The sequence below is a fragment of the Pseudomonas sp. NFPP12 genome, from assembly GCF_900103205.1.
Classification (GTDB): Bacteria; Pseudomonadota; Gammaproteobacteria; order Pseudomonadales; family Pseudomonadaceae; genus Aquipseudomonas; species Aquipseudomonas protegens.
The window spans coordinates 1517772-1541353 of record NZ_FMWW01000001.1; the positions used below are offsets into that span (position 1 = coordinate 1517772).

General features: G+C 66.0%; 24 protein-coding genes and 1 pseudogene. 15 read left to right on the plus strand and 10 right to left on the minus strand.

All coding sequences use genetic code 11. From position 1 onward, the window contains the following. Nucleotides 1–110: 110 nt before the first annotated feature. The gene (locus BLS75_RS06505) at nt 111–608 is read right to left on the minus strand and encodes a P-loop nucleotide/nucleoside kinase family protein (RefSeq protein ID WP_047336485.1); all 498 of its coding nucleotides are present in this window, start codon (nt 606–608) and stop codon (nt 111–113) included. Between the two features lie 291 nt (nt 609–899). On the opposite strand from BLS75_RS06505, the gene BLS75_RS06510 reads away from it, so the two are divergent. After that, a complete protein-coding gene (locus BLS75_RS06510; protein WP_072452298.1) occupies nt 900–4502 on the plus strand; it encodes a transporter substrate-binding domain-containing protein in 3603 nt (1200 codons plus the stop codon). Between the two features lie 37 nt (nt 4503–4539). On the opposite strand, the gene BLS75_RS06515 is transcribed toward BLS75_RS06510, so the two are convergent. Further along, nucleotides 4540–5295, minus strand: a complete 756-nt coding sequence (locus BLS75_RS06515) for an ArsR/SmtB family transcription factor (RefSeq protein WP_072452299.1) — start codon at nt 5293–5295, stop codon at nt 4540–4542. 81 nt (nt 5296–5376) lie between these two features. Here BLS75_RS06515 and BLS75_RS06520 point away from each other — a divergent pair, with 81 nt between their 5' ends. The 4 genes from BLS75_RS06520 to BLS75_RS06535 all read left to right on the plus strand — a co-directional run bounded on the left by BLS75_RS06520 (nt 5377) and on the right by BLS75_RS06535 (nt 8102). Further along, nucleotides 5377–6516, plus strand: a complete 1140-nt coding sequence (locus BLS75_RS06520) for a cytochrome P450 family protein (protein ID WP_072452300.1) — start codon at nt 5377–5379, stop codon at nt 6514–6516. Beyond that, nucleotides 6513–6860, plus strand: a complete 348-nt coding sequence (locus BLS75_RS06525) for an antibiotic biosynthesis monooxygenase family protein (RefSeq protein ID WP_015635252.1) — start codon at nt 6513–6515, stop codon at nt 6858–6860. Before BLS75_RS06520 ends, BLS75_RS06525 begins: the two co-directional genes overlap by 4 nt. 94 nt (nt 6861–6954) lie before the next feature. Next, a complete protein-coding gene (locus BLS75_RS06530) occupies nt 6955–7446 on the plus strand; it encodes a DUF1543 domain-containing protein (RefSeq protein WP_019094385.1) in 492 nt (163 codons plus the stop codon). A gap of 152 nt (nt 7447–7598) precedes the next feature. Further along, nucleotides 7599–8102, plus strand: a complete 504-nt coding sequence (locus BLS75_RS06535; protein ID WP_011060808.1) for a GNAT family N-acetyltransferase — start codon at nt 7599–7601, stop codon at nt 8100–8102. Between the two features lie 13 nt (nt 8103–8115). Here BLS75_RS06535 and BLS75_RS06540 read toward each other — a convergent pair whose 3' ends face one another. After that, the gene (locus tag BLS75_RS06540; RefSeq protein WP_053150902.1) at nt 8116–9048 is read right to left on the minus strand and encodes a LysR substrate-binding domain-containing protein; all 933 of its coding nucleotides are present in this window, start codon (nt 9046–9048) and stop codon (nt 8116–8118) included. Nucleotides 9049–9167: 119 nt separating this feature from the next. Between BLS75_RS06540 and BLS75_RS06545 the strand changes: the two genes are divergently transcribed. Further along, a complete protein-coding gene (locus BLS75_RS06545; protein WP_011060806.1) occupies nt 9168–9806 on the plus strand; it encodes a LysE family translocator in 639 nt (212 codons plus the stop codon). Between the two features lie 11 nt (nt 9807–9817). Here the strand turns inward: BLS75_RS06545 and BLS75_RS06550 are convergent. Next, a pseudogene (locus BLS75_RS06550) lies at nt 9818–10072 on the minus strand (cation transporter); the annotation flags it as partial. Nucleotides 10073–10204: 132 nt separating this feature from the next. Between BLS75_RS06550 and BLS75_RS06555 the strand changes: the two are divergent. Beyond that, entirely contained in the window at nt 10205–11227 is a 1023-nt protein-coding gene (locus BLS75_RS06555) for a sensor domain-containing diguanylate cyclase (protein ID WP_072452301.1), read from the plus strand. An 8-nt stretch (nt 11228–11235) separates the two neighbouring features. Here the strand turns inward: BLS75_RS06555 and BLS75_RS06560 are convergent, their stop codons facing one another. The 4 genes from BLS75_RS06560 to BLS75_RS06575 form a co-directional block, all read right to left on the minus strand. Beyond that, nucleotides 11236–11658 (minus strand): NUDIX hydrolase, encoded by a 423-nt coding sequence (locus BLS75_RS06560; RefSeq protein WP_072452302.1) that lies wholly within the window; start codon nt 11656–11658, stop codon nt 11236–11238. A 22-nt stretch (nt 11659–11680) separates the two neighbouring features. Continuing rightward, complete coding sequence (locus tag BLS75_RS06565; protein ID WP_011060802.1) at nt 11681–12019, minus strand: FKBP-type peptidyl-prolyl cis-trans isomerase; 339 nt, start codon at nt 12017–12019, stop codon at nt 11681–11683. A 76-nt stretch (nt 12020–12095) separates the two neighbouring features. After that, complete coding sequence (locus BLS75_RS06570) at nt 12096–12488, minus strand: Imm10 family immunity protein (protein ID WP_072452303.1); 393 nt, start codon at nt 12486–12488, stop codon at nt 12096–12098. Nucleotides 12489–12511: 23 nt separating this feature from the next. Next, entirely contained in the window at nt 12512–12943 is a 432-nt protein-coding gene (locus BLS75_RS06575; protein WP_072452304.1) for a DUF4265 domain-containing protein, read from the minus strand. Between the two features lie 185 nt (nt 12944–13128). Here BLS75_RS06575 and BLS75_RS06580 point away from each other — a divergent pair, with 185 nt between their 5' ends. From BLS75_RS06580 to BLS75_RS06605, 6 genes are all read left to right on the plus strand, one after another. After that, a complete protein-coding gene (locus BLS75_RS06580) occupies nt 13129–13728 on the plus strand; it encodes a LemA family protein (protein ID WP_072452305.1) in 600 nt (199 codons plus the stop codon). A gap of 24 nt (nt 13729–13752) precedes the next feature. Further along, nucleotides 13753–14763, plus strand: coding sequence for a M48 family metallopeptidase (locus tag BLS75_RS06585; RefSeq protein ID WP_072452306.1), 1011 nt, complete (start codon nt 13753–13755; stop codon nt 14761–14763). A gap of 9 nt (nt 14764–14772) precedes the next feature. Beyond that, complete coding sequence (locus BLS75_RS06590) at nt 14773–15297, plus strand: hypothetical protein (protein WP_072452307.1); 525 nt, start codon at nt 14773–14775, stop codon at nt 15295–15297. A gap of 150 nt (nt 15298–15447) precedes the next feature. Further along, entirely contained in the window at nt 15448–17271 is a 1824-nt protein-coding gene (locus BLS75_RS06595) for a monovalent cation:proton antiporter-2 (CPA2) family protein (protein ID WP_072452308.1), read from the plus strand. A gap of 285 nt (nt 17272–17556) precedes the next feature. After that, the gene (locus BLS75_RS06600; protein ID WP_072452309.1) at nt 17557–18663 is read left to right on the plus strand and encodes a DNA alkylation repair protein; all 1107 of its coding nucleotides are present in this window, start codon (nt 17557–17559) and stop codon (nt 18661–18663) included. 16 nt (nt 18664–18679) lie between these two features. Further along, nucleotides 18680–19720 carry a DUF6602 domain-containing protein gene (locus tag BLS75_RS06605; RefSeq protein ID WP_011060790.1) on the plus strand — a complete coding sequence of 347 codons (1041 nt, stop codon included), beginning with the start codon at nt 18680–18682 and terminating at the stop codon, nt 19718–19720. Between the two features lie 36 nt (nt 19721–19756). Here BLS75_RS06605 and BLS75_RS06610 read toward each other — a convergent pair whose 3' ends face one another. Together BLS75_RS06610 and BLS75_RS06615 are read right to left on the minus strand one after the other, a co-directional pair. Beyond that, nucleotides 19757–20131, minus strand: a complete 375-nt coding sequence (locus tag BLS75_RS06610; protein ID WP_019094398.1) for a hypothetical protein — start codon at nt 20129–20131, stop codon at nt 19757–19759. Nucleotides 20132–20162: 31 nt separating this feature from the next. Further along, nucleotides 20163–20792, minus strand: a complete 630-nt coding sequence (locus tag BLS75_RS06615; RefSeq protein WP_015635232.1) for a TetR/AcrR family transcriptional regulator — start codon at nt 20790–20792, stop codon at nt 20163–20165. 155 nt (nt 20793–20947) lie between these two features. Here BLS75_RS06615 and BLS75_RS06620 point away from each other — a divergent pair, with 155 nt between their 5' ends. Further along, on the plus strand, nt 20948–22462 hold the full coding sequence (locus BLS75_RS06620) for an MFS transporter (RefSeq protein WP_176876714.1): 1515 nt from the start codon (nt 20948–20950) through the stop codon (nt 22460–22462). 180 nt (nt 22463–22642) lie between these two features. Further along, nucleotides 22643–23578, plus strand: coding sequence for a phytanoyl-CoA dioxygenase family protein (locus BLS75_RS06625; RefSeq protein WP_072452311.1), 936 nt, complete (start codon nt 22643–22645; stop codon nt 23576–23578). Nucleotides 23579–23582: the final 4 nt, after the last annotated feature.

The following is a 23582-nucleotide window of genomic DNA, read 5'->3' on the forward strand; positions in this document are numbered from 1 at the left end:
GCCAATGCCGCCCCACAGCGCGGCCTTGAGGCGCCATCGCGGGGCCCTGAGCACTGACCATCAGCGCACCATCAAGGTTCAAAGACTTGGCGCCGCTGCCCCCGGCAACCTCAGGCGCCCGGCAGGCACGCCAGAATCAGGGCCAGCGCCTGCTGCGGTGAGAGCTGCGCGGTGTCCAGGCGCAGCGGCGAGCTCGCCCAGGGCTGATAGTCATGCTCGAGCACCGATTGCCAGCTGGGCGGGCGCAGGCCCGGCACGTCCAACTGGCGGGTCTCGACCCGGCGCCGATGCTCCGCAAGATCGGAGCACACCACCTCGATCTCCAGCAGCCTCACCCCCTGTCTGCTGGCCAGAGCCTGCCAGGCCTGGCGGCTTTCCTGCACCGGATTGACGCAGTCGGCCAGTACCCGGTTGCCCAGGGCCAGGTTGGCCTCGGCCAGTTGCAGGGCAATCTGGTAGCCGGCCTTGCCCACCTGCGCCAGGCCAGCGTCACGCAGGCCCTGTTCGATGCTGTCGATGCGCAGGTAGGTGGCCGCCAGGTGTGGCGCCAGGGTACGGGCGATGGTGGTCTTGCCGGTGCCCGGCAAGCCGCTGAAAACGATGAGCATGCAAGGCCCTGCCAACGTTGAAGGACGCACAGCTTTACCACTATTGCCACACGCGTCCAGCCCCGGGCTTGAGGACGGGCCGCCACTAGCCCTGATCCAGGGACGCCCGACCACCGCCCGGCAGCGCACTTGCCCAAGCCCCGGCAACCCAGGAAAATGGGCCGCTTTTCTGCGCCCTCCCGTGATCTACACTAACGTCCAGCATTGACGGTAGGCCCTTGTATGGCGGGCCACACAGCCTGCCACTCCTTCTCGACTCACCCGTGTGCCGTAATTCGTTCAGGAGCCCCGATGCCTCGCTTCATCCTGCCCATGCTGATGTGGCTGACATGCCTCCCGGCGATGGCCGACCCCGCGCCCTCCTTGCAACTGCTCAACTATGAATCTCCCCACCACCAGCCACTGCCATTGAGCGGCGACGATTGGCAATGGCTGCGCCACAAGCGTGAACTGGTTCTGGGCACCTCGCAGCAAAACCTGCCACCGCTGGAAATGGTCAACGAAGCCAAGGAATACGAAGGCATCACCGCCGACTATGCCGGCCTGCTGGGCGATGCCCTGGGCGTGAAGATCAGCGTTCGCGCCTATGCCACCCGCGAGCAGGTGTTCAGCGCCCTGGCCAAGGGCGAGATCGACTTCATGGGCAGCGTCACCCAGGGCGAGGCCGAGCGACGTCAACTGTTGCGCAGCCAGATCTATCTGGCCAATCGCCCGACACTGGTCGCTCGCCTGGGGGATTCACCGTCGCTGAAAAACGGTTTGCAGGGGTACAGGCTGGCCATTTCCCTGGACAGTATCAGCCTGCCCGTGGCCCAGGCCATGTACCCCAAGGCTCGGATCGAAAGCTACGCCAGTGCCGATGCGGCCATGGCCGCGGTAGCCTTCGGCGATGCCGACATGCTGCTTGGCGACGCAGTGCTGGCACAGTTTCTGATCTCGCGCAACTACAGCGACTACCTGCGGATCATCTACAGCGGCCCGGCCAGCACCAGCGGCTTCAGCTTTGCAGTGGCCCCCGACAACCAACGCTTGCAGCATCTGCTCGACAACGCGTTGCAAGCGGTCCACAAGGAACAGGGCACCAGCATCCGCAATCGCTGGGGCGACCGCCTGCTGCTGAGCATGGAGAAGACCAGCCTGACGGTCGAGGAACAGCGCTGGATCGAAAAAAACCCGGTGGTGCGCATTGGCATTCACCGCTACCTGCCGCCAATGTCCTACTTCGACGCCAACGGCAATTACCTGGGCATTACCGCCGACCTGCTGACCATGCTGGAGGCCAAGACCGGGCTGAGCTTCGACATCACGGCGCTGCCCAGCTTCAAGGACCTCAACGAGGCCGTGCGCAACGGCCAGGTGCAGATGGTTGCCGACCGGGCGCGCACCCCAGAGCGCGAAACCTACCTGCAATTCACCCGGCCCTATCTGGTCGGGCCCTACATGCTGGTCACCAGCGACGCCGCGGATGCGCCGAAAAGCCTCGAAGACATGGCCGGCAAGACCCTGCTGATCGGCAGCGGCCATGCCCTGGTATCGCAGCTGCACCAGCGCTATCCACAGATCCGCATCAAAGAGGTGCAGACCAACTTCGAAGCCCTGTCGCTGCTGCGCGACCAAAAGGCAGACGGCACGGTGCAGGCGGAAATCGCCGTCAGCTTCAACCTGCCGCGCATCAAGGAGGACCAGCTCAAGGTCAGGCCAGCCCTCGACCTGCCGTTGCTCAATGAATCCTTTGCCGTGCGCCGTGACCAGCTGGAGTTGTTCAGCATCATCGACAAGTCCCTGCGCAGCATCTCGCCCGACGCCATTACCGAGCTCAACAATCGCTGGCGCTCCAAGGCCGCCGTCGCCCCGCCCTCCTGGCGCGACTACCGCACCACCCTCTACCTGGCCGGGGCCGGTTCGATACTCCTGTTACTGATCTCCCTGGCCTGGGGCTACGCCATGCGACGCCAGGTTCGCCAGCGCGAAAAGGCCGAACACGCCCTCAACGATCAGTTGCGCTTCATGGACGCACTGATCAACGGCACGCCCAACCCGATCTACGTGCGCGACCTGAAGCGGCGCCTGGTGATCTGCAACGACAGCTACCTGAAGAGCATGGGCACCGATCGCCAGAGCATGCTGGGGACCGATCTCGAACAATTGGCGGTGCCCGAAGCCGAGCAGTTCTCCAAGGACTTCCAAAGCATCTTCGACGGCGGCCCGCCCTTGCTGATCGACCGTACGGTGCATATCCGCGGCCAGGAGATGCGGATCTACCACTGGATGCTGCCCTATCGAAATGCCGAGGGCGAAATCCAGGGCATCATCGGCGGCTGGCTGGACATCAGCGAACGCCAGCAACTGCTGCAAGAGCTGACCCAGGCCAAGGATGAGGCAGACAAGGCCAACCGGGCCAAGACCACCTTCCTGGCCACCATGAGCCATGAGATCCGCACGCCCATGAGCGCGGTGCTGGGCATGCTCGAACTGGCGCTCAAGCGCGCCGATCAGGGCCAGTTCGACCGGCCCTCGATCGAGGTGGCCTACAGTTCGGCGCAAACCCTGCTGGAACTGATCGGCGATATCCTCGACATCGCCCGGATCGAGAGCGGCCACCTGAGCCTGAGCCCGGAGCGGGCCAACCTGCGGGGGCTGGCGGAGCCGGTGTTCCGGGTCTTCGACGGCCTGGCCCGGCAAAAGGGCCTGCGCCTGGAATTGGAGCTGGACAGCCACGCCGGTGACGACGTGCTGGTGGATCCACTGCGTTTCAAGCAGATCCTCTCCAACCTGATCAGCAATGCCATCAAGTTCACCCAGCAAGGCGGTGTACAGGTGCGCCTGGCAACCGGGCCCAGCGAACCGGAGTACCTGGCGTTGCTGCTGACGGTCAAGGACAGCGGCATCGGCATCGCCGCCGACGATCTGCAACAGCTGTTCAAGCCTTTCAGCCAGGTGCTCGGGCAGCATCAGGATGCCCGTTCCGGCACTGGCCTGGGGCTGATGATCTGTCGCACCCTGTGCGAAATGATGGGCGGCACCCTGACCCTGCACAGCCAGCCCGGGCTGGGCACCGAGGTGCGGGTGCAACTGCGCCTGAGCCGCCTGCCCGCTCTGCCGCAGGCCCCCACCGTGCTCCCGCCTGCCGCGCCAGCGGTCGCCGCGCGGCAGGCGCTGCACATCCTGGTGGTGGATGACAGCCAGGCCAACCGGCAGTTGCTCTGCGAGCAGTTGAAGTACCTCGGCTACTCGTTGAGCCAGGCGAGCAATGGCGCCGAGGCGTTCAAGATCTGGCGAGAGGAGCGCTTCGACCTGGTCATCACCGACTGCAACATGCCGGTCATGAGCGGCTATCAACTGGCCCGGCATATTCGCGCGAGCGAACGCGAACAGCAGAGCGCGCCCGTGCACATCCTCGGCTTTACCGCCAATGTCCAGCCCGAAGAGGAACAGCGCTGCCGCGATGCCGGAATGAACGGCTGCCTGTTCAAGCCCATCGCCCTACCCGACCTCGATCTGCGCCTGCGCTCCCTGGCCGCCCTGCCCCGCGTGCAATCGCAGCCCCCCCGCGAGCGCTACGACATCCAGCAGCTCGACTACCTCACCAATGGCGACCCCAAGGTCATCCAGCGAGTACTGCGCGGCTTGCACCAGAGCAACCAGAAAGACCTCATGGACATCCGCGAGCAGCTGGCCAGCGAGACCCACCAGGGGGTTGCCGACCTGGCCCACCGGATTCGCGGCGCGGCGCAAATCATCAAGGCGCAGGTACTGATCCAGGAATGCGAATACCTGGAGCGAGCCTGCCTGCAGGGGGCCGCCAGCACCGAGATCAAGGCCGCACTGGCTCGCCTGGAACAGGCCATGCTGGGGCTCGATCGCGACCTGCTCGATGCCCTGCAGCCCGAATGATGCACGGCCCGGGCTCTCGAACTGGAGCTTGCAGGCTTCAGCCGCCGAGGCGTTGCAATTCAATGACGGCCGAGGACGACAGCGGCCGGGCCGGCTGGATCAGGGCCATGCCAAAGCGCTTGCTGATGTAGCGTCCGCCGGTGCCGGTCAGGCTCAGGGCGCGGCTGTCCAGGTCCCGGATCAGCCATTTGCGCTCCAGCAAGGCCTGCAACAGCGCCGCCCCCAGGGCGCCCCCCAGGTGCGGACGGCGCATGCTCCAGTCCAGGCACGGGCAGGCAAAGCGTCGACGCAAGGCCTTGAGCCCGGCCACCTCGATCCCCAGGCTGCGGAAAAACTCTTCGCCGCTGTCGCTGACCCGGTAGGCCTCGCCCTCCTCGGCCGCCAGCAGCCAGCCGGCCTCGAACATCCGGTCGTGCAACTGCACCCCCAGGGTGCCCGCCAGGTGGTCGTAGCAGGTACGAGCGAACTGCAGGCGGTCCGGGGTGCGCGGGGTGAAGCTGGGTGCGCGGCCCTGGCCGATCACCATCAGCGCCTCCAGGGCCTGGGCCACCAGCGGGTCGCCGAGGCAGTAGTAACGGTGCCGGCCCTGGACCTGCACCCGCAATAGCCCCGCCTCCTTGAGCTTGGCCAGATGGGCGCTGGCGGTAGAGGTGCTGACCTCGGCAATCGCCGCCAGCTCGGTGCTGGTGCGTGCGTGGCCGTCCATCAGCGCACAGAGCATGCGGGTGCGCGCCGGCTCGGCGATGGCCGCCGCCACTTGGGATACCCCTATGTCGTTCTGCACTACATTCATATTTCGCTCCCTGACGAATCGTGTCTTCGAAAGGGTCAGGATAGTAGCAGCCTGGATATCTGCAGAACAAAGAGATAAATCATGGACGCGATCAGCGCTGCTACTCACTCAGACCCGTACTTCTACTACACCCGCCTCCGCGCCCGGGGCGGCCTGACCTACGATTGCGCCCTCAGGCTATGGGTCGCCAGCAGCGCCGCGGCGGTGGCAGCGGTGCTCGACCACCCGGCCTGCCAGGTGCGCCCCAGTACCGAGCCGGTACCCCAGGCAATTGCCGGAAGGCCGGCCGGGCAACTGTTCGGCCGCCTGATGCGGATGAACGATGGCCCGCGCCAGCGTTGCCCGCGTACGGCCATCGAGCCGGCCTTGCAGGGTCTCTGTACCGCCGGGTTGGAGGCCCATCTGGCCAGGTGGCAACCGGCCCTCGTGGCTCCGGCCTGCGCCGCCGACCTGCAACGCTGGCAGTTCGTACTGCCGGTGGCGTTGCTGGCCAGCCTGCTTGGCGTACCCGCCGGACAGTGCGAAACACTCGCCCGGCGCACCGGGGAATTCGTCGCCTGCTTCTCGCCCCTGAGCGATCAGCCCCGATTGCAGGCCGCCGACCGGGCAGCACTGGAGCTGGACGCGCAGATGCAGGCCCTGGTGCAGGCCCCGCAACACAGCCCGCTGCTGCGGCAGATTCTCGACCGCAGTGGTGAGCTTGCTCCAGCGGACCTGCGGGCCAATCTGGCGGGCCTGCTGGCGCAGACCCATGACGCCTGCGCCGGCCTGGTCGGCAACAGCCTGGTCGCCCTGCTGGCTGCACCGGCCATGCAGCAGCGCCTGCGCCAGGAACCGGGCCTGCTGGGCGACTGGCTGCTGGAGCGCCAGCGCCTGGACCCGCCGGTGCAGAACACCCGGCGCTTCGTCACCGCACCCTGCACCGTGCACGGCGTGGAACTGCAAGCCGGCGAAACCATTCTGGTGCTGCTGGCCGCGGCCAACCAGGACCCGGCGCTAGCCGCCATTACCGGCAGCAACCCGGCGCATCAGGGCTTCAGCTTCGGCGCCGGAGCCCACCGCTGCCCTGGCCGGGAGCTGGCCCTGGGCATAGTCCGGTGCCTGTTGCACGCCCTGCTGCAAGGCCCCGGCCTGGATGCACTGGCCCTGGACTGGCAGTACCAGGCCTCGGTCAACGGGCGCATTCCGCTGTTCAGCGACCGCGGGGAGGCCGAACAATGATCGCGGTGATCTTCGAAGTACTGCCAGCTTCGGGCCAGCGCGACGCCTACCTGGAGCTGGCGGCCGGGCTGAAAAACCAGCTGGAGGAGATCGACGGTTTCATCTCCATCGAACGTTTCCAGAGCCTGGCCCAGCCGGAAAAACTGCTGTCCCTGTCGTTCTGGCGTGACGAGCAGGCCGTGGCCCAGTGGCGCAACCTGGAATGCCACCGCCAGGCGCAGGCCCGGGGCCGCGGTGAGGTATTTGCCGACTACCGGCTTCGGGTGGCGACGGTGCTGCGCGACTATGGACTGCAAGAGCGTTGCCAGGCCCCTGCGGACAGCCGCCGGTTGCATGGCCGCTGACACCGTTGGCCTTGGCCCGGCGCCCGGCTTGAGGTAAAACGTGCGCCCGCGGTGGCGGCACGCGCCACCACCTAGCCCGGAACAAGGAGCCTGCATGCTGTTTGTGGTGATGCTGGGGGGCAAGCACCCCAGAGCGAAAATCGAAGTCCATGATGTGCAGTTCGTGGTCGCCGACAGCCTCGAAGCGGCCTACCCGCAACTGCGCGAAGGCTGGTTCGGCAGCCCGGCGGGGTTGCACATCGACTCATGGATGCGGGTGGACGGTATCGACGACTACAGGCTCGAACTCAGCGCCCTGGCCCCGGCGGCGGATGCGCCGCGCCTGTACTTCATCAACCTGGGCGGCTATGAAGCAGCGACCTTCGGCGAAGCCCACCGTTACCTGCTGGTGGTGGCCCGGGACAAGGCGCAGGCCAAGGCCAAAGGCAAGCAGCAGATGCTTGCCCACTGGCACAAATCCCACACCGATGCCCTGCTGGACGTCGACGACTGCCTGCCCATCGACCTGGCGGACGGCCGCTACGTGCACCTGGTGAAGGGCCCTCACCAGGGCATCGTGCAGCACAACGACTACATCATCCTGTAGCCGCCGGCTGGCCGGCGAAGGCGGTCTTGCGGGCCCTTTCGCTGGCAATCCAGCTCCTACAGGGGCGGTGTGATCCTGTGGCAACCGGCTGACTGGCCAGTGAAGCGCGCGCAGGCCGGCTATGCTGGCGTTTTTCTTCAGGGAGCAGAGCCATGCCGCTATGTTTGCGCAACGCACAGCAAGACGACACCCAGCGCCTGAGCCAGATCGCCCGCCAGACCTTTGCCCTCGCCTGCCCGCCGGACACCCCGGCAACGGAGATCGAGGCCTTTATCCAGGAAAACCTGCTGCCCGAACATTTCAGCGCACTGCTGGAAGCCCCCGGCAAACAGTTGCGGGTGCTGCTCGATGACAACCGGGTCATCGGCTACAGCCTGGTCAACCTGCACCCGCAGGACCTCGGGGTGGCCGGTGCCGACGGCATCGCCGAGCTGACCCGTTGCTACCTGGATGCCGCCCACCATGGCAGTGGCGCCGCCCAGTTCCTGCTGGCACAGACCCTGGCACAACAACCCGGCCCCCTGCGCCTGACCGTCAACGAACACAATGCCCGGGCGATCCGTTTCTACCAGCGCAACGGCTTTGTGAGGGTCGGCGAAACCCTGTTCCCCTGCGGCGCCGACCTGCACCGCGACTGGGTCATGCTGCGCCGTTGAAGCGGCCCCGCCATCAGCCCGCGCCAGGCGTCAGGTCAGCCAGTTCAAGGTCATCGATGGATACCACTTGCTCCAGCAGAAAGGCGCGCAGGCCGTCGATCTGTTCCCGGCGCGGGCTGTCCCGCAGCCACACCAGGTAATAGCCGTCCCCCGAGGCCAGCGCACGGGGAAACGGCAGGCTGACCAGGCCCTGGCGGATATCCTCGGCCACCAGGTACAGGTCGGCGATGGACAGCCCGTGGCCACGCATGGCCGCGCAGATCGCCTGGTCCAGGGTGTCGAAGACGTTGCCCCGGTCCAGCCGTACCTGCCCCAGCAGGCCCTGGGCCTGTAGCCAGCGCCGCCAGTCGCGGCGGTCCGCCGAAGGGTGGATCAGTGGCGCCTCCCTGAGCCGTTCCAGGGTCCAGGGCGGCGCATCCACAGCCTCCGGAGGGCCGATGGGAATCAGCCACTCATCGAACAGCTTGCAGGCCTCGACCCCGGCGCCGAACTGCCCGTTGCCCAGCAGAATCGCGCAGTCATAGGGCTCGGCATGAAAATCCACATGATCGAAATCCATCCACACGCTGGCCAGTTGCACCGCCAGCGACGGCTGCTGGTGCTTGAGCTGGTCCAGGGCCCGCAGCAGCCAACGCATGGTCAGTGTCGAAGGGGCCTTGAGGCGTAATTGTCCACTGCCGCTGCGCAGCGGCAGACAGGCGTCCTCGATGATCCGGAACCCCGCCTTGAGCTCCCGGGCCAGGCGCTGCCCGACGTCAGTGAGTACCAACCTGGGGCCGTGGCGCTCGAACAGGCGGCAGCCGAACTGGCTTTCCAGGGTGCGGATATGCCGGCTGATGGCGCTTTGGGTCAGGGACAGCTCCTCTGCGGCCCGGGTGAAGGAGCTGGAACGGGCCGCCACTTCAAAGGCGCGCAAGGCATAGAGCGGCGGCAGGGACTCGACCATCGGCAAGCACTCAGCATGATTAAAAATCATAGTAGGTCACAGCTTTTTGCGTTTTTCAACGCAGGCTCAAGCCTTCAGGCTAGGGCCTTTGCCATTGATCGAGGAGTTGCCGGGTGGATGTGAACATGTCGTTATTGCTGGCCTATACCCTGAGCGTGCTGATGCTGGTGGCGACCCCGGGGCCGGTGGTGGCGCTGATCGTCAGCACCAGCATGAACGCCGGCCCGCGCCAGGCGCTGCTGACCGCCCTGGGCACCAACGCGGCGTCGTTGCTGCTGGCCCTGCTGGCGGTGCTGATGCTCTCCGGCGGGCTGGCCCTGGACCCACGGCTGATCCACTGGATCAGCGTGCTGGGCTGCTGCTTCATTGCCTGGCTGGCCGTGCAGGGGTTGCGCGAGGCCGCCGCCCAACCCGCTGCACAAGCACCGGAAAAAAACCTGGCCGGACGCGGCAGGGGCCTGGCAACCGGCTTTGTGGTGGGCATCGGCAACCCCAAGGACATCATCTTCTTTGTCTCGTTCTTCCCCCAGTTCATCCAGGTCGGCCGCACCTTCGAACACAGCGCACTGCTGCTGACCCTGGTCTGGGTACTGATCGACCTGGCGGTGCTGGGGGCCTATATCCTGGTGGCGCGACAGGGCTTCTCGCTGAAGTACAAGCGCCTGGTGACGGGGGTGTCGAGCCTGGTGCTGCTGGCAGTGGCCGTGGTGGGGCTGGCCTATTCGCTGCTGGAACTGTACCGCCCGGGCGCCACCTGAGGCGCCCGGCTTCAGACGCTGCGCAATTCCAGGGTCAGGTGCGACAGCCCGGGCAGCGCGGCCAGGCGCGCACGCACGGTCTCGGCACTGAGCGAGGCCCGGGCCACCACACTGACAATCGCCGCCCGGGCCCCGGGCCCCACCTGCCACACGTGCAGGTCGACGATACTGGCATCCCCCGGCCCTTCCACCGATGCGCGGATCTGCCCGGCCACCTGCTCATCGCTGGCATCGAGCAGCACCGCGGCGCTGGACTTGATCAAGGCAGTCCGGTCATTCGCACAAACGCCCTGCCCGGCAAGCGAAAAAAGCTGCGGCGCAACCGATGCGGTGGATTAACATAGCCAAGTGCCACTCTCCCCCTCAGGACCCTGCCTTTCCATGTTGTCCAGTCTCCGATGATTGCCGTCTGGTCCCTGCTGTGCGTGATCTTCCTGCTGGTGCTGCTGGCGCTGTGGCTATGGCGCCGTGAACGCCGGGCCCAGGCCCAGTTGCAGGTCTATCGACGGCTCGCCGAAGGTCGACCCGACGACGCCGAACGGTTCAAGCGCAGCCAGTATTTTGCGCGGATCGGCACCTGGGACTGGGAGGTCGATACCCAGCGCCTGTACTGGTCGGAGGCGATCTACGGCATGTTCGGCTTCCAGGTTGGCCAGGTAGTGCCCTCCTACGAGCTGTTCTGTTCCTGCGTGCACCCCGAGGACCGGGAACGGGTCCGCGCCGGCGAGCTGCGCTGCCTGGAGACGGGCGAGAACCATGATGAGGAGTACCGCGTGGTGTGGCCCGATGGCAGCGTCCACTGGCTGCGGGAAACCGGCAATGTGGTGAAGAACGTGCACGACGCCACCATCAAGATGATGGGTGTGGTGCGCGACATCACCGACGAAAAGGTCTCCACCAGCCAGTTGCAGCAACTGGCTCATTTCGACCGGCTGACCGGGCTGCCCAACCGGTTGATGCTCGAACAGCGCCTGTCCCGGGCCCTGGAACAGGCCCGTCACGACCAGACCCGGGTGGCCCTGGTGTTCGTCGACCTCAATGGCTTCAAGGCGATCAACGACCAGTACGGCCATGCCGCCGGGGACCAGGTGCTGAGCGCTACCGCCCAGCGCCTGCAAGGCATCCTGCGGGCCAGCGACACCGTGGCGCGTATCGGCGGCGACGAATTCGTGGTGATTCTCGAAGGCCTGGCCCCGGGGCTCGACCTGGCCGAAGAGGCCCGGCGCATCGGCGAGCAGATCTTCAGCCAGCTGTCGCCGCCGGTGGAAGTGGACAGCCATCGCCACAGCATCGGCAGCAGCCTGGGAGTGGCGATGTTTCCCGACCATGGCGGGCGCATAGACCAGTTGCTGCACGTCGCCGACCAGGCGATGTACGAGGCCAAGCGCAGCGGCAACAACCACTACCGTCTCGGGCAATAAGCCGCTGCCTAGGCCTCGGCGCCTTCGCCCAGCAGGCATTGGCGCAGGAATCCCAGGGCGCCCTGGAACAGCGGGTGCCATTGCTCCGACGGCAGGCTGGCCAGGGGCTGCCAGAAAAACTCGAACCGATGGCCGCCGTCATCCGCGGTGAAATGGCTCCAGCTTTCCGGCAACGGCGCTGGCACCCGGCATTCATGGAAAGCCCACACCTGGCCGCAGAAACCCGAATGCCAGAGCCCCAGGAAACCGCTTTCCCCGGCCTGGACACCGGCCTCTTCCGCCAGCTCGCGAACGGCTGCAGTAGCCGTGGACTCCCCCGCCTCCACCGTGCCCTTGACAAGTTGCAGGCCGGCCAGCGGATGGCGGAAAGCCAGGATCTCCAGCTCGGTGGAATGGCGCAGCACCACCGGGCAGGCTTTATTGGCACGCATCGGCCCCTCGCTCCTCAAGCCTTCAATCGTCCCGGGTCAGCACTTCCAGCAACTCGATCTCGAAGATCAGGTTGGAATTGGGCGGGATGGCGCCCATGGAACGCTCGCCATAACCCAGGTGCGCCGGCACCAGCAGCTTGCGCTTGCCGCCCACCTGCATGCCCATCAGGCCCTGGTCCCAGCCCTTGATCACCCGGCCGGTGCCGATCACGCACTGGAACGGCTTGCCACGATCATAGGAGGAGTCGAAGCTGCTGCCGTCCTCCAGAAAGCCCCGGTACTGGGTGGTGATCAAGGCGCCCTTGACCACAGCCTTGCCGTCGCCCGGCTGGATATCGATGACCTGCAATTCGTCGCTCATGGTTCACTCCCGTTCAAGCATTGCCCCGTCACGGGACTGCGGCGCGCTTTTTCGCAGAATTGCCCCGGCTTGGCAATCACTGTGGCGCCACCTCGATCAGGGTATCGGTATCGAGAAAGATCGCCCCCAGCGCCATCGCGACCTCCTCGACGCTGGCGAGCCCCGGCTTCCAGCTGATCTCAAGGCTGGGCAAGCCCCGGCACCAGGCCTGGGAATCGCCAAAATGCAGGGTCAGGCGGCCCGGGGCCAGCAGCACCTGGCGGATGCCGCCATAGCCGGACACTGCCTGGCCGCCCAGTTCCACATGGTAAGTATCCATGCCCAACTGCCGGTCCTGCTCGTCAAAGCATTCGGCGCGCTGCAACAGCAGGTAGTGCTCGGGCTGCTGCCCGTCGTCGGCAAAGCCCAGGATCTGCACCTCGTCTTCAGTGCAGGCACTGTAGCCAGTGGCATGAAATTTCAAACTCATCGCTCCTTGCTCCTTATTCGCGGTCACTGGCGCAACAGCCCGCTTTCATAATCCAGCCAACCCTGCTCAAAGCACTCCTGCAGGTACTCCAGCACGCTGTCCAGCGACACCGAGGCAGGCACATTGACAGCAAAGAACGCCTTGCTCATGCCCTCCCAGCTGCAGCCCAGGGCGTTGATCCGCGCCAGCACCTCGGGGGTCCGGGCCCTGCCAACGTCAAAGAACACCAGGCGCAACGTGCTGTTGCCACTGCTGCGCCCGACCCGCCTGAACCACTTCAGGCCATCGGCCTCCTCCTGGACTTCGACGTCGTCCTCGTAACAGGCATCCTGGGAGTAGAACGGAAGGTTGGCGATACGGTACAGGCCATCGGGCTGGCGTTCGGCCCAGACCCCTTCGCTGGCCACCGGCGGATAGTCGTCCACCACCGTCAACCTGAGCATGATCTTGTCCATCACCTGTCCCTGGTTCATTGAATAAAAGGCAGCGGTGCCCTTCGGCCCCCGCGCAAGCCGAGCGCTTTTTCGCAGAATTGCCGGCCCTTGGCAATCATTGACGAGTCGCCAGCGAAGGTGTGTCACCGAACAGGAAGATTCCGTTACCATTGCCGCCCCCACGCCTCACTCGATAAGGACATCCCATGGCCACCGCCGATATCGTCGCCCTGGTGCTGCTCGCCGCTCTGGCGCTGTACCTGGTCAGCCTCTACAACCGCCTGACCACCCGGCGTACCCGTCTGCGCAATGCCTTCGCCCAGATCGAGGTGCAACTCAAGCGCCGCTACGACCTGATCCCCAACCTGCTGGAAACCGTCAAGGGCTACCTGCAGCACGAGCGCCAGACCCTGACTGCCCTGGCCGAGGCGCGCAATAGCGCGCGGGATAGCCTGCAAGCCGCCGCCGCGCAACCCGGCGACAGCGCACGCATCGCCCGCCTGGGCCAGGACCAGGGTGCCCTGGACCAGGTCCTCGACCGCCTGCACCTGAGCCTGGAGGCCTACCCGGAACTCAAGGCCTCGCAGAACATGGCGCAACTCAGCGAAGAGCTCACCAGCACCGAGAACAAGGTCGCCTACGCGCGCCAGGCCTTCAACGATGCAGTGACCGACTACAACCTGTGCAAGCAGCGGGTGCCGGCACTGTTTTTCGCCGGGCTGTTCGGCCACCGGGCCGATGCCGCCCTGCTGCAATTTGCCGACAGCGCGCGCATTCAAGACGCCAGCAAAGTCTCCTTCCAGTAACTGCACCTGCCCCCGGAAACCTGCATGAAGTTCTTTCAACACCAGGCCCGAGCCCGGCGCCACACCCTCAAGCTGGTGCTGTTGATGATCCTGGCGGTAGCCACCCTGGTCAGCCTCAGCAGCCTGGGGCTGGGCCTTGCATGGCGCGAGCTGAGCCAGGAATACAAGCAGCCCAAGGTCTTGAGCTGGACCGCAGTGGCCGTCGTGGCGCTGCTGATGCTGCTGGTGGTGCTGCTGGGCAGTTGGTACAAGACCTGGCGCCTGCGGGCCGGCGGCAAGGTGATCGCCGAGCACCTGGGGGGGCGCCTGATCAACGATTCGCCCCGGGGCAGCGAGGAACAGCGCCTGCTCAATATCGTCGAGGAAATGGCCCTGGCCTCGGGCGCCACCATGCCTGCGGTGTATGTGCTGCCGGAAGACGCAATCAACGCCTTCGCCGCCGGACTGACCCCACAGCAGGCCGTGCTCGGCATCACCCGCGGAGCCCTCATCCACCTGGACCGCGACGAGTTGCAGGGCATGGTGGCCCATGAGTTCAGCCACATTCACAACGGCGACATGCGCCTCAACACCCGCTTGCTGGCCGTGATCCACGGCCTACTGGTGTTCAGCCTGGCGGGCATCGCGGTGCTGCACCAGGCTGAAAAGCAGCACCTGGGCAGCGACCGCCACCGCTTCTTCTGGCAGATCATCTTCGCCGTGCTGGGCCTGGCCCTGCTGGTCTTCGGCTCCCTGGGCAGCCTGCTGGGCAACCTGATCAAGGCCGCCATCTGCCGCCAGCGCGAGTTTCTCGCCGATGCCTCGGCGGTGCAGTTCACCCGCAACCCCCAGGGCATTGCCGGCGCCCTGAAAAAGATCGGCGGCAGCAGCGCCGGTTCGCGCCTGCGCGCCTTCGCCGCCGCGCAGTACAGCCACCTGTATTTTCACCAGGGGGTGAAACTGCGCCTGGGCCGCCTTATGGCCACCCACCCACCGCTGGCTGCGCGCATCCAGCGCCTGGACCCGCAGTGGGATGGGCGCTTTGCCCCCCTGTAGGAATCCCACGTGCCTGACGATCCACGCCTGAATCCCGCCGCACAACCCGAGCACCTCCAGGCCGCCGCCAGTCTGCTGGGCCGGCGCCTGCAGGCACTGACCCACGCCCAGTATCTGTACAACGGGCAGGTGCTGACCGATGACTGTGGCGCCCTGCAACTGGATGGCCAGGACGGCAGCCAGGTCAGCCTGTTCCTGCTCGCTGACGGGGAAAGCGTCGGCGCCGCACAAAGGCCCATGCGCCTGCCTGAGGGCTTTGAACTCGAGGCCGGCGTGCGCTGTGCGTGGGAGGCCCGCGACCTCTTGCCCAGGCTGGCGGCCAGCCACCTGCAGGGCGCATTGATCGTTCGGGTGCAGGGGCTGTTCGACAACTGGCCAGAACTGGGACGCACCTTTCTCTGCGGTTTCCGGATCGACTTCGACAGCGGCGACTTTGTGGTTTTCTACAACCAGGGCGATGACGCCACTGCCCTGCTCAACCAATTGCCATCTGACACCCAGGGGGCCCACAGCCTTTGGCGCGACCTGCTCTGAAGGACCGCAAACCCGGCCACGGCCTTTGTCCTGCATTCATTTTTTTGCGCCGATCATCGCGGCGATCAACCGCCGCTGAAAGCGTCACCGATGGCTGTCTATCATCAGCCATGGAACCTTCCGCGCAGCGTTTTACCTGGAGTCCTGCCCATGCCCCATGAAGGCAACCTGCTACAAGCCGCCGTCGTGTTCCTCTGCGCCGCCGTGCTCATCGTGCCCCTGGCCAAGCGCCTGCAACTGGGGGCCGTGCTCGGCTACCTGCTGGCCGGGGTGCTGATCGGCCCCTCGGTGCTGGGCCTGGTGGGCAACCCCCAGAGCGTCAGCCATATCTCCGAACTGGGGGTGGTGCTGCTGTTGTTCATCATCGGCCTGGAGCTGTCGCCCAAGCGCCTGTGGGTGATGCGCAAGGCGGTGTTCGGCGTCGGCCTGGCCCAGGTGCTGCTGACCGGGATGCTGATCGGCGTGGTGGCGCTGTTTCTGTTCGGCCAGTCGCTCAACAGTGCCATTGTCCTGGGCCTGGGCCTGGCCCTGTCGTCCACCGCCCTGGGCCTGCAAAGCCTGGCCGAACGCAAGGAGCTGAACAGCCCTCATGGGCGCATGGCCTTCGCCATCCTGCTGTTCCAGGACATCGCCGCCATTCCACTGATCGCCATGGTCCCGGTGCTGGCCGGTGGCGATCACCACACCAGCAGCGCCGAGGACCTGCGCCACGGCCTGCAAGTGCTGGGCAGCATCGCCGTGGTGGTGGTGGGCGGGCGCTACCTGCTGCGCCCGGTGTTTCGCATCGTGGCCAAGACCCGCTTGCCGGAAGTCTCCACCGCCACTGCCTTGCTGGTGGTGATCGGCACCGCCTGGCTGATGGACCTGGTGGGCGTGTCCATGGCCCTGGGCGCCTTCCTCGCCGGCCTGCTGCTGGCGGACTCGGAATACCGCCACGAGCTGGAAGCGCAGATCGAACCCTTCAAGGGCCTGCTGCTGGGGCTGTTCTTCATCAGCGTCGGCATGGGCACCAATATCAGCCTGCTGCTCAGCGCGCCCATCGCGGTGCTGGGCCTGACCCTGCTGCTGATCGCCCTCAAGCTGCCGCTGCTGTTCGTGGTCGGGCGCCTGGCCGGTGGCCTGGGACGCGAGAGTGCGGTGCGCCTCGGGGTGGTGCTGGCGGCGGGCGGCGAGTTCGCTTTCGTGGTGTTCAAGATCGGTCGCGACCAGGGCCTGTTCGAGCCCCGCCTGTATGACCTGCTGGTGCTGACCATCACCCTGTCCATGGCCCTCACCCCACTGCTGTTGCTGGCCTGCACCCGCTGGCTGAAACCCAAGGCCAAGCCGGTGGAAATGCCCGCCGAGTACCGCCGGATCGATTCCGACGGGCCGCGGGTGGTAATTGCCGGCATGGGCCGCATGGGGCAGATCGTGGCGCGTATCCTGCGGGCACAGAAAGTGCCCTTCGTGGCCCTGGACACCTCGGTGGAAACCATCGAACTGATCCGCAGTTTCGGCGGCATGCCGGTGTTCTACGGCGACCCGTTGCGCCCGGAGATCCTCAGCGCGGCCAAGGTCGGCGAAGCGGAGTACTTCGTCATTGCCACCGACGACCCGGAAACCAATATCAAGACCGCCGAGCAGGTCAGCCGGCTCTACCCGCACCTGAAGATCATCGCCCGGGCGCGCAACCGCCAGCACGTGCACCGGCTGGTGGACCTGGGGGCCCAGGCGGTGCGGGAGACCTACTATTCCAGCCTGGAAATGAGCCGCCGCACCCTGGTGGGGCTGGGCTTGAGCCAGGCCCAGGCCGATTCGCGGATCCAGCGTTTCACCCAGCACGACGAACAACTGCTGGCGGCCCAGCATGCCGTCTACGACGACGCCGCCAAGGTCCTGCAAAGCGCCCAGGAAGCCCGCGCCGAACTGGCCCGGCTGTTCGAAGCCGACGAACAGGACGAACAGATCGAAAGCCCGCTGCCGCCGATGCGCTGAGGCGCCAGGCCCTGCGCCACCTCGCAGGAGTCGGCTTGCCGGCGAAGGCGGTCTCAAGGACGCCGGGGAATGATCTGAGGGCCGTGGTGTACCCTTCGCTGGCAAGCCAGCTCCTACAGGCCCGGCACGACACACCGTAGGAGCCGGCTTGCCGGCGAAGGCGGCCTCAGCAACACCGGAAAACGATCTGCATGACGCAACACGCCCTCCGGCGGCTACCGACAGATTCTGTCAGCAGAGGGCGTGTAGAGTGGACGCCGCCCCGGCTTTGAATGGATACGCCCCATGAGTTCTACCCAAGAGCAAGCCCCCGCCCTCAAGGAAATCTTCAACCAGCAGCGCCTGATGCATATCGCCGACGCCATGCACACGGTGCATCCGGCCTTCGACCGCCAGGGGTTCCTGCAACGGGCCGGCCACGGCCTCGCCGAGCTGTCGCTGATGCAGCGCCTGGCCCGGGTCAGCGAGAGCCTGCACCAGGTGCTGGACCTGGACTACCCCAGCAGCCTGGAGCTGCTGAAAGCCCTGGCGCCGCGCCTGAACAGCCGCTTCGTGTGCATCTTCCTGCCCCACTACGTGGCCAGCTACGGCCTGCATGACTTCGAGCTGTCCATGGCGGCGCTGAAGTATTTCACCGGCTTCGGCTCATCGGAGTTCGCCGTGCGCCACTTCTTGCGCCAGGACTGCCAGCGCACGCTGGCCGTGATGCACGAGTGGGCCACGGACAGCGATGAACACGTACGCCGCCTGGCCAGCGAAGGCAGCCGCCCGCGCCTGCCCTGGTCGTTCCGCCTGGAACAGTTGCAGGCCGACCCGCAACTGGCGGCGCCGATCCTCGAACGCCTGCGCAATGACCCCAGCCTGTACGTGCGCAAGTCGGTGGCCAACCACCTCAACGACATCACCAAAGAGCACCCGCAGTGGGTCTTGGAACGTCTTGAAGGCTGGCCCCTGGAGCAGCCGCACAGTGCCTGGATCGCCCGTCATGCCTTGCGCAGCCTGATCAAGCAGGGCGACCGCCGGGCCCTGGCGCTGATCGGCGCCGGGGCCCGGGCCGAGGTCCAGGTTTGCCGCTTCCAGGTGGCCCCCGGGCAATTGCGCCTGGGGGACAGCCTCAACCTGTCCCTGACCCTGGTCTCCACCTGCTCGCACGAACAGCGCCTGGTGGTGGATTACGCCATCGACTACGTCAAGGCCTCCGGCGCCACCGCGAGCAAGGTGTTCAAGCTCAAGACCTTCACCCTGCAAGGCCTGGCCCAGGTGGAGCTTGGCCGCAGCCAGCAGATCCGCGAACTGACCACCCGCCGCCACTATCCGGGGCGCCACGGCGTGCGATTGCTGGTCAACGGCGAACCCCTGGCCACAGACCATTTCGACTTGCTCGTCCCCTGATCCCCAAGGAAGCCCCATGGCAATCATCAGCAAATGGGCGAAATCCATCGCCCGGGTCCTGGAAAGCAGCTTCAGCGTCAGCAGCACCATCGCCAGCCACTCCGGCGTCCTCGGTGACGCCCGGGAGAGTTTCATCCGTGACGTCCTCAAGCGCTTTCTGCCGAGCAACATCAGCATCGGTGCCGGGCAGATCATCGACTCCGAAGGGAGCATCTCCAAGCAGATCGACCTGATCATCTACCGCAACGACTTCCCCACGCTGCGTACCTTCGGCTCGGCGGACGTGTACCTGATCGAAGGGGTGATCGCCACCGTGGAGGTCAAGTCCCAACTCAACGAGAAGAGCCTGTTCGAGGCGCTGGAGAACGGCAAGTCGGTGCGCAACCTCAAGCCCTCGGTGCTGCGCCACTCCCTGGACGAGTACAGCGCCCGCATCTATGGACGCGACTATCAGAACCTGACGGTGTCGCAGATGAATTCGGTCATGGGCCTGGTGCTGCCGCCAGCCTATGTGTACGGGTATCGAGGTTACCCCGGCAGCAGCCTGGAGCTTTTGCGCAACAGCCTGAACGCCTGGCACAACATCCCCGACCGTGCCGGTGAACTGGACGTGACCCTGATGCCCGAGGTCATTGCCACCCAGGGCTGTGTGACCCTGAAGAACCTCAACAACCACCTGGCCCTGCCTCGGCCCGGCGCCGCCGACCTGGAGGCCTGTCGCCAGAGCTACAACACGGCCATGTCCAGCAGCATGAGCAAGCAGGAATTCTTCGGTTGCTTTCGCGAAAGCAACGCTGAGAGCTTCGACTACGGCATCGCCATCAAGGCCTACGAAACGCCGCTGCAATACCTGATTTCCAGCTTGCTGGAGGCGGTGACCTCACGCATCGGCTACCAGCAACTGGGGGGGACGGCGATCCAGTACAACCTGTTGAAATACCACCTGACTGAAGAGATGGAGGGCGGCTGGTCCGGCGCCGCGATCAACCTGACCCGGGTGCGTGATCCCAAGCTGGATCTGGCGGGCAAGTTCGGCTTGTGGAAGGCCGGGGCCTGAAGCGATCGACAGGGCCCGCAAACCGCGACTGGGCGCTCAGCCCGTCGTGGCCTTCGTGGGCAGCGCGATCAAGTGCTCGCTGCAGCCGAAGCCGCCCACTGCGTCGTCGTACCAGAACACTTCCACCACCGCGATGCAGCCGTCATAGGACTGCCCTACCAGCGTGCCGTCGGCCTTGAACACCCGCAGGTAGCCGCCAACGCTGTAGCGCGAGCTGTCGCCATCGCCGGGCATGGTCATGGTGGGAATCCAGGTGCGCCAGCTGAACAAGCGGTACTTCTGGTAGTAGAAGGCCTGGTCGGCGCTGTAGTCGCGGCCCTGATACGGCGTGCCGTAGTAGAACGAGCCATAGGCCTGGTACGCCAGGTACAGCGCCAGCGCGGCGCCGAGAATGAGGTTGATCTTTTTCATTGCAGGGTCGTTCCTTCTACCCGTGGAAACATCAAGAAGGAGGCAGGCCCAGCATGCGCAGGCACGCCTGGACAATGGCCTCGGCCAGGGCCCGGCCATCGTCCTCGCCGGCGGCGATCACATCGTCGGTGGCGCCATGCACCCCGGCGTAGATCAGCGAAGCAATCACCCCTGGCTGGGCCAGGGACCAGCAGCCGGCGCGCTGGCCGCCTTCGAGAAGGCCCAGCAACTGCTCGAGGATCGCGTTCTTTTCCGGGTTGCCGCGGTCGTGATGATGGTGGTTGGGGTAGACGATGTCGTGCAGGCGGTAGGTGTCGAGGTAGGCCTGCACGCTGGTGCGGATCCAGCTGCTGAGCTGCGCCACCCAGTCGTCCTCGGGGCAGGCCGCCACCGCCTGCTCCAGGCGCTGCAGGTAGTGCTGGGTATAGCGTTGCCCCAGGGCCACCAGCATGTCGTTCTTGGATTGGAAGTAGTGATAGAAGGTGCCCTTGGCCACCTCGGCGCGCTCGACGATCTCGCTGATGGTGGTGGCTTCCACGCCCTGGCTGAGGAACAGGTCTTGGGCGGCGGCCATCAGCTCTTCCAGGCGCACTTCGGCCGGTTTGGTGCGCGGCCGCGGCTGGGCAGCGCGCTTGGCAACCGGGGAGGTTTTGACACTCATGAACGAATCCGGGCTGTTCGACAAAGGCCGCCATTCTAGGGGATTTGTGGAGGAAAAGAGAGTTGAGAATCTTTTTCATTCTCCATTGACCGACGGTCAGTCGAAATACTATGCTCGCCCTGCAAGCCCATTCCAGACCTTGCGGGAGATACACCATGCAGCGCTATCGTCGCCCGGCCCTGGTCGCCGCCGCCTACCTCGGGACCTTCCTGGCGTCCCTCGACATCAGCATCGTCAACGTCGCCCTGCCAACCTTGCAGCAGGCCCTGGCCACCGACCTGGGCGGCCTGCAATGGGTGGTCAATGCCTACGCCATCTGCCTCTCGGCGTTCATGCTCTCGGCAGGCCCCCTGGGGGATCGCTACGGCCACAAGCGCTGCTGGCTGATCGGTGTGCTGCTGTTCTGCCTCGGCTCGGCGCTGTGCGCGCTGGCCCAGGAGCTTTCGCTGCTGCTGGCCGGGCGCGCAGTGCAGGGGCTGGCCGGGGCCCTGCTGATTCCCGGGGCGATGCCGATCCTCAGCCACGCCTTTCCCGAGCCTCGGCAACGGGCCCACGTGATCGGCGGCTGGTCGGCCTTCAGTGCCCTGGCCCTGATCCTCGGCCCGCTGCTGGGTGGTCTGTTGCTGGAGCACCTGGGCTGGCAGAGCATTTTCCTGATCAACCTGCCCATCGGCCTGCTGGCCCTGGCCCTGGGCGGCTGGGGCATCAGCGAGCGCAAGCACCCCCAGCACGCCGCGCTCGACCCCCTGGGCCAGATCCTCAGCGTGCTCTGCCTCGGGGCCCTGACCTACGGCCTGATCGTCGCTGGCGAGGACGGTTTCGGCAGCCGCGAGGCGCTCACCTCATTGCTGCTGGCGACGCTGGCGCTACTGGCCCTGATCCAGGTCGAGCGTCGAGTGCAGCGGCCCCTGGTGCCCGTCGCCCTGTTTCGCCAGCGGCCCTTTGCGGTGGCCAACCTGGCCTCGTTCATCCTCGGGTTTTCCTGCTACAGCAGCCTGTTCTTCTTCTCGATCTTCCTGCAGCAGATCCAGGGCTGGTCCGCCGCCGACACCGGCCTGCGCATGCTTCCGCAGTTCGTGGTCACAGGTGTTGTATCGATGTTCTTTGGCCGCTTGCACCAGCGCATTCCCCTGCCCTGGCTGATGGTTGGCGGCTATGGCCTGGTAGGCCTGGCCATGAGCGCCATGGCCGGCTTCGATGCCCACACGCCCTACTGGTTGGTGGGTTCGCTGTTCTGTCTGCTGGGGCTGGGCATGGGCCTGGCGGTGCCGGCCACCGGGCTGGTGGTGATGGCCTGCGCACCGGCAGAGCGCGCCGGCATCGCCTCGGCCAGCATGAACGCCCTGCGCCAGACCGGCATGAGCGTCGGCATCGCCCTGCTCGGCAGCCTGATGAGCGCCCGGGCAGTGCAAGTGCTCAGCGAATCCGGCGCCGCGGCCGGGTTCGACGGCGCCGCCGAACTGGCCCGGCAAGCGGTGACCGAACACCGCCTGCCGCTGCACGACCCGCTGTTCGCCGACCTCTATGGCGCCGCCATGACCAGCGGATTTGGCCTGGCCATGGCCCTGGCCGGTTGCGCCAGCCTGCTGGCCATGGGGCTGTTGCTGGGAACTCGCCAGCAAGCGGTCCGCGAGCCTGCCGGCAGCCCCGGCACCAGGCCGGCTCGTTGACAAGCGCCGTGGTGGCACCGACCCTCCAGGCCCGGGACCGCTACATCCGGCCTGACGACTAAGGCGCCGTCCTCCCTGCCCGATGTCGCAAAGGCGTTGCTCAAGGTCGAATCCAGCCTGCCGCCCCAGCGCGCACTGTCCATACTCAAGGGCCTTGTCCCCTGGTAATGGAATACCCCCGTGAACCTGCCACCGGTCCTGCCTGACACCACCCCTGCCCTGGTCAACCCGCTACGCCTGGGCCAGGACGATCTACGGCATTTCAAGGAGCGTGGCTTCATCAAGCTGCGGGGGTTGTTGACGCCTGCGGCCATCCTGCAACTGCGCGAGCAGGCCAACAGCCAACTGCGCCCGACCTCCTCGGGCACCTCGGCCCATGGCGACGGTTTCAGTCGCCTGACCCACCGGGTGACCCAGGTCGGCATCCTCGAGCGCCTCTACCGGCAACCGGCCTTCGCCCAGGTGCTGACCCGCCTCAGCGGCTGCCGCCTGATCATGAGCGAGGCCCAGAGTTTCGAGCTGGGGGTGGGACGCTCGGGCTTTGCCTGGCACTACGACTCGCTGAACTTTCGCTACATCCGCCCCCAGGACCCGGCCTTCAGCCTGTGGATGCCGTTGCAGCCGATCCGCCCCGAAGTGCAAGGTGGCGGCATGGCCTGGGTGCCCCTGTCGCAATTCTCGGCCCAGGAGAATTTTCAGTTCTCGCGCCTGCTGGCAGGCAAACTGGCACGGGGCGAGTCGGTGGCCGAATTTTCCGCGCACCTGCACCAGACCTACTGCACGCCCGGGATGCTCACCGACAGCTTCGAAGCACAGCGCATCGAAGACTCGTTCGAACCCGGCGACGCCCTGCTGTTCAGCAAGTACCTGTGGCACCGCTCCAGCCCCTTGCTGGCCGGCGACCTGGAACGCCGCCAGGCTGTGACCCTGCGCCTGCTGGACTGGCGCGCATGCCTTGATCCACTGATGCAGGAAGGCGAAACCCGCAGCGCCGGTGGCCTCGGCATGGGCCTGGACGGTGGCCCGCTGAACCCAGTGTCCTACGGCTCGCGCTTCGTCGATATCACGCCCGGGGCACCGATCCGCAGCTCGGTCCATTGCGGGCCGATCCTCTGAACCA

Excerpts from the sequence above, each read along its gene's own strand:
- BLS75_RS06535 (WP_011060808.1), top strand. The coding sequence starts at position 7,599 with ATGCCGCTATGTTTGCGCAACGCACAGCAAGACGACACCCAGCGCCTG.
- BLS75_RS06555 (WP_072452301.1), top strand. The coding sequence starts at position 10,205 with ATGATTGCCGTCTGGTCCCTGCTGTGCGTGATCTTCCTGCTGGTGCTG.
- BLS75_RS06510 (WP_072452298.1), top strand. The coding sequence starts at position 900 with ATGCCTCGCTTCATCCTGCCCATGCTGATGTGGCTGACATGCCTCCCG.
- BLS75_RS06560 (WP_072452302.1), bottom strand. The coding sequence starts at position 11,658 with ATGCGTGCCAATAAAGCCTGCCCGGTGGTGCTGCGCCATTCCACCGAG.
- BLS75_RS06610 (WP_019094398.1), bottom strand. The coding sequence starts at position 20,131 with ATGAAAAAGATCAACCTCATTCTCGGCGCCGCGCTGGCGCTGTACCTG.
- BLS75_RS06570 (WP_072452303.1), bottom strand. The coding sequence starts at position 12,488 with ATGAGTTTGAAATTTCATGCCACTGGCTACAGTGCCTGCACTGAAGAC.
- BLS75_RS06615 (WP_015635232.1), bottom strand. The coding sequence starts at position 20,792 with ATGAGTGTCAAAACCTCCCCGGTTGCCAAGCGCGCTGCCCAGCCGCGG.
- BLS75_RS06620 (WP_176876714.1), top strand. The coding sequence starts at position 20,948 with ATGCAGCGCTATCGTCGCCCGGCCCTGGTCGCCGCCGCCTACCTCGGG.
- BLS75_RS06530 (WP_019094385.1), top strand. The coding sequence starts at position 6,955 with ATGCTGTTTGTGGTGATGCTGGGGGGCAAGCACCCCAGAGCGAAAATC.
- BLS75_RS06515 (WP_072452299.1), bottom strand. The coding sequence starts at position 5,295 with ATGAATGTAGTGCAGAACGACATAGGGGTATCCCAAGTGGCGGCGGCC.
- BLS75_RS06525 (WP_015635252.1), top strand. The coding sequence starts at position 6,513 with ATGATCGCGGTGATCTTCGAAGTACTGCCAGCTTCGGGCCAGCGCGAC.
- BLS75_RS06540 (WP_053150902.1), bottom strand. The coding sequence starts at position 9,048 with ATGGTCGAGTCCCTGCCGCCGCTCTATGCCTTGCGCGCCTTTGAAGTG.
- BLS75_RS06505 (WP_047336485.1), bottom strand. The coding sequence starts at position 608 with ATGCTCATCGTTTTCAGCGGCTTGCCGGGCACCGGCAAGACCACCATC.
- BLS75_RS06575 (WP_072452304.1), bottom strand. The coding sequence starts at position 12,943 with ATGGACAAGATCATGCTCAGGTTGACGGTGGTGGACGACTATCCGCCG.
- BLS75_RS06585 (WP_072452306.1), top strand. The coding sequence starts at position 13,753 with ATGAAGTTCTTTCAACACCAGGCCCGAGCCCGGCGCCACACCCTCAAG.
- BLS75_RS06520 (WP_072452300.1), top strand. The coding sequence starts at position 5,377 with ATGGACGCGATCAGCGCTGCTACTCACTCAGACCCGTACTTCTACTAC.
- BLS75_RS06565 (WP_011060802.1), bottom strand. The coding sequence starts at position 12,019 with ATGAGCGACGAATTGCAGGTCATCGATATCCAGCCGGGCGACGGCAAG.
- BLS75_RS06605 (WP_011060790.1), top strand. The coding sequence starts at position 18,680 with ATGGCAATCATCAGCAAATGGGCGAAATCCATCGCCCGGGTCCTGGAA.
- BLS75_RS06580 (WP_072452305.1), top strand. The coding sequence starts at position 13,129 with ATGGCCACCGCCGATATCGTCGCCCTGGTGCTGCTCGCCGCTCTGGCG.
- BLS75_RS06600 (WP_072452309.1), top strand. The coding sequence starts at position 17,557 with ATGAGTTCTACCCAAGAGCAAGCCCCCGCCCTCAAGGAAATCTTCAAC.
- BLS75_RS06595 (WP_072452308.1), top strand. The coding sequence starts at position 15,448 with ATGCCCCATGAAGGCAACCTGCTACAAGCCGCCGTCGTGTTCCTCTGC.